Source organism: Nocardia amamiensis (assembly GCF_015477605.1).
GTDB classification, from domain to species: Bacteria; Actinomycetota; Actinomycetes; order Mycobacteriales; family Mycobacteriaceae; genus Nocardia; species Nocardia amamiensis_A.
In genome coordinates this window covers 1-255 of the sequence record NZ_JADLQX010000357.1, presented here as the reverse complement: position 1 = coordinate 255, position 255 = coordinate 1, and the positions used below count along the sequence as shown (strand labels likewise).

General features: G+C 64.3%; 1 protein-coding gene. It reads right to left on the bottom strand.

Annotated features, from left to right (window positions below):
- Positions 1–255: MFS transporter (locus IU459_RS38140; protein ID WP_195134380.1), on the bottom strand; the 255-nt coding region annotated here is incomplete at both ends.

The window sequence follows — 255 nt, the reverse complement described above, 5'->3', positions numbered from 1 at the left end:
GCCAGCGCGGGCTTTCCGGGATGTGCCTGCGCAGGAAGATGATGACGAGCCCGAGGACCGGCCCGATGAAGAAGCCGATCCGCCATCCCCAGTGGGTCGGGATGAAGTTCTCGTTGTACAGGAACAGGCTGGCCACCGCGCCCAACGCCGCGCCGCCCCAGTAGGTGCCGTTGATCGCTATGTCGACCCGGCCTCGATATTTCGACGGCATGATCTCGTCTATCGCCGAGTTGATCGCCGTGTACTCGCCGCCGA